This is a genomic window from Photobacterium sp. OFAV2-7, from assembly GCF_022347985.1.
Lineage (GTDB): Bacteria > Pseudomonadota > Gammaproteobacteria > Enterobacterales > Vibrionaceae > Photobacterium.
The window spans coordinates 1-3,190 of sequence record NZ_JAKRFQ010000627.1; the positions used below are offsets into that span (position 1 = coordinate 1).

5 protein-coding genes are annotated in these 3,190 nt (G+C 41.0%); all 5 read left to right on the top strand.

The window, feature by feature from the left end; translation table 11 throughout:
- Positions 1–7 precede the first annotated feature (7 nt).
- Complete coding sequence (locus MHN01_RS24765; RefSeq protein ID WP_370646543.1) at positions 8–181, top strand: biotin/lipoyl-containing protein; 174 nt, start codon at positions 8–10, stop codon at positions 179–181.
- Between the two features lie 12 nt (positions 182–193).
- A complete protein-coding gene (locus MHN01_RS22005) occupies positions 194–745 on the top strand; it encodes a BMC domain-containing protein (protein ID WP_160658397.1) in 552 nt (183 codons plus the stop codon).
- Between the two features lie 31 nt (positions 746–776).
- The gene (locus tag MHN01_RS22010; RefSeq protein ID WP_075765468.1) at positions 777–1,127 is read left to right on the top strand and encodes a BMC domain-containing protein; all 351 of its coding nucleotides are present in this window, start codon (positions 777–779) and stop codon (positions 1,125–1,127) included.
- Positions 1,128–1,307: 180 nt separating this feature from the next.
- Positions 1,308–2,762: an aldehyde dehydrogenase family protein gene (locus MHN01_RS22015; protein WP_239413446.1), complete on the top strand. Its 1,455-nt coding sequence runs from the start codon at positions 1,308–1,310 to the stop codon at positions 2,760–2,762.
- A 65-nt stretch (positions 2,763–2,827) separates the two neighbouring features.
- Positions 2,828–3,190: pyruvate formate lyase family protein (locus MHN01_RS22020; protein ID WP_239413447.1), on the top strand; the 363-nt coding region annotated here is incomplete at its 3' end.

A 3,190-nucleotide genomic window follows, 5' to 3' on the forward strand; every position in this document is an offset into this window, starting at 1 on the left:
TATCCCATTGTCCCAGCATATTGGTGCTCATGCTAATTGCATCGTAAAAATTGGCGATAGCGTAGAAAAGGGACAGTGTATTGGTGAGATCCCAGACGGTAGCATGAGCGCAAGAATACATTCGAGCATCTCTGGTGTGGTGTCTGCCATAGCAAACAATGTAATAACAATTAGAAGTTAATAGGTGAATTTTATGCGATTGCAAACAATAGGTTGTGTTGAACTCAACAGTGTAGCCGTAGGTATTCAAGTAGCAGACGCGATGATCAAAGCCGCTAGTGTGGAGCTAGTTATGGCCAAAACAACCTGTCCTGGTCGTTATCTGATTGTTATTGCGGGGGACACTTCGGCAGTGACGAGTAGTGTTGAATCGGGCTGTATGATTGGTTCTTCCATGGTAGTCGATCGATTCATTATTCCTCGGGTACATCACTCAGTCGCGTCTGCTCTTCAAGGTGTTCCTGAAGCGAATGATATGGCTGCTCTTGGTGTCATTGAAGTGTACACCTGTGCAGGGTGTATCTTAGCTGCTGACGCAGCAGCAAAAGCCGCAAATGTTCAGGTTCTGGATATTCGTTTCGCCGCAGGGTTAGCGGGTAAAGCATTTGTTATTTTGTCTGGTGATGTGTCGTCAGTACAGGCGGCGGTAGAAGCGGGTGTGACAGGTGTTGGTGAGTCCGGACCAGTATTGAGTCATGTAGTTATTCCAGCTCCTAGCCAGGATCTGCATAAATATATTGTTTAATAACTTCTGAGCTCCAGAAAGGTACATCTTCATGTATGAAGAAATGAAACAACGTATAATTCAGGAGCATGTTCCAGGTAAACAAATTACCCTGGCTCATGTTATTTCTAACCCTCAACCTGAACTTTTCAATGTGTTAGATCTCGATAAAGAGAAAGGTAACGCTATTGGAATTATGAATATCACACCATGTGAAGGTGTAATTATTGCTGCTGATGTTGCAACGAAAACTGTGGCAGTAAATATTGGTTTTTTAGAACGTTCAGATGGCTCTCTTATGATAACAGGCGATGTATCTAGTGTTGAGACTGCTATTCAAGAAGTGATCAACTATTTTACCGAAAAGTTAAATTATGACTGTGTTTCTATGACGCAAATGTAAGCCGGCTTGATGTTTCGTAACACCGTTTTTAAAAAGCAAAATTAGACCTGTTTCACTTAACACTTTTCTCTATTTAAAAGGGGGATATATTGACCTTCCCCTAAAGAGGAAAGGTAGGCTGGTATTTAAAGCAAGAATAAAACAAAGTAAATCTGCAACTAGGCGGTGCTAATCATGATAATGGATAAGGATTTAGTTTCCATACAAGAATCAAGGGTTCTTATGGAAAATGCAGCTAGTGCACAAAAAGAGTTAGCGTTATTTTCTCAAGAAAAACTTGATGCCATTGTCGAGGCTATGGTTGGTAGTGTTTCAAAGCAAATTGAAAGCTTAGCAAAGCTCTCTTTCGAAGAGACAGGCTATGGGCGTTGGCAAGATAAAGTTCAAAAAAATCTGTTTGTTACTCAGCAGGTTTTAACACATTTACGCTCACTAAAATGCGTTGGCGTGATCTCGAAAGATGAAGAACTGCGCACATTGGATATAGGTATACCCTTTGGTGTTTTAGTCGGGTTATCTCCGGTAACCAGTCCGGTCTCAACGACCATCTATAAGGCACTTATTGCCATAAAATCAGGTAATAGCATTGTTTTTTCTCCTCACCCGCACGCAACTAAATGTATAAAAGCTGCTCTTGATTGCATGATCGAGGCCGCTGAAAAAAGTGGTTTGCCAAACGGATCGCTATCCTACATGGATACAGTGACAAAAGAAGGGACAAAAGAGTTATTAAACCACCCTGATACCGCTCTGATTTTGCTTTCAGGCGTTCCTGGTATGGCTGAGTTAGGGCGCCGCTCAGGAAAGCCCGTCATATATAGTGGAACCGGAAATGGCCCTGCCTTTATCGAACGAAGTGCTGATGTTCGCCAAGCAGTTCAAGATATTGTTTCTAGTAAGGTTTTCGACAATGGAATATCTCCTTCTGCAGAGCACTCGATTATAGTTGATGAGTGCATAGAGCCTCAAGTACGCTCACTAATGCAAGAGCAAGGTGCCTATTTCATGACGGAAGAAGAGTCATGCGCACTTGCAGAACTACTATTCTCAGAGACTGGAAAGCATAGACTAGGGATGGTCGGTGTTTCAGCCAAACAGTTGGCTAAAAGAGCCAATTTCTCTGTTCCTGACAGCGTTCGCCTTTTAGTTTCAGAGCGTAAATATGTCACTAAGGACGACCCTTATTCTAAAGAACTTCTAGCACCTGTACTTGCTTACTATGTTGAAGATGATTGGATGCACGCGTGCGAAAAATGTATCGAATTACTACTTCATGTACGCAATGCACATACGCTAACCATCCACTCTAATGATGAAGAAGTTATCTCACTTTTTGCTCTAAGAAAACCGGTGGGGAGATTATTAGTTAATACACCTGCCTCTTTTGGTGGGATCGGTTTAACTACAAACTTGACGCCTTCAATGTCACTTGCAAATAGAACTTATGGGCTAGGGATGACGGCAGATAATATATCTCCAAGTAATTTAACCTATATAAGAAAAGTTGGCTATGGTGTGCGACAGGTCGATAATTCTCTCTTTAAGCAAGAATCAAAACCTCAATGCGAGGAAAGTTCTATTGATTCTGTCCAGAAAGTAATTCAGGAAGCGCTTAGAGCGATACAAAATAGTTAAATAGTATAAAAGCATAGATTAGATATTTGACGTTAAACAATAACCTAGTATTAAGGTGAAAGATTATGGATCTTGCGGGTTTTGCCAATAAACTTGAAGAAGCAACTAAAAACTTATCAGAAGCTGATCGTAATTCGTTAAAGCAAATTTTCCAGAATGTATCGAAAGAAGTGTTTTCTCAACCAGCTTCCGAGTCAAAGGTAATGCCAGTTGGTACAACAATTCCTGATGGCCCTACAGAAAGACATGTCAAACTAAAAGAAAAATTCTTAAAACATGTCCCGTCTATCAGTATTAACCGTGCACGTATTATTACTGATGTATACAAAGAAAATATCGGTATGCCACCGGCTCTTTTACGCAGTAAAAGCTTTCTTCGCAACTGTGAAACCGCACCTCTGGTCATTCAGGATAATGAACTGATTGTT

What these genes read in the sequence shown, in the direction of transcription:
- MHN01_RS22015 (WP_239413446.1), top strand. Translation starts at nt 1,308, where the DNA reads ATGGATAAGGATTTAGTTTCCATACAAGAATCAAGGGTTCTTATGGAA.
- MHN01_RS22010 (WP_075765468.1), top strand. Translation starts at nt 777, where the DNA reads ATGTATGAAGAAATGAAACAACGTATAATTCAGGAGCATGTTCCAGGT.
- MHN01_RS22005 (WP_160658397.1), top strand. Translation starts at nt 194, where the DNA reads ATGCGATTGCAAACAATAGGTTGTGTTGAACTCAACAGTGTAGCCGTA.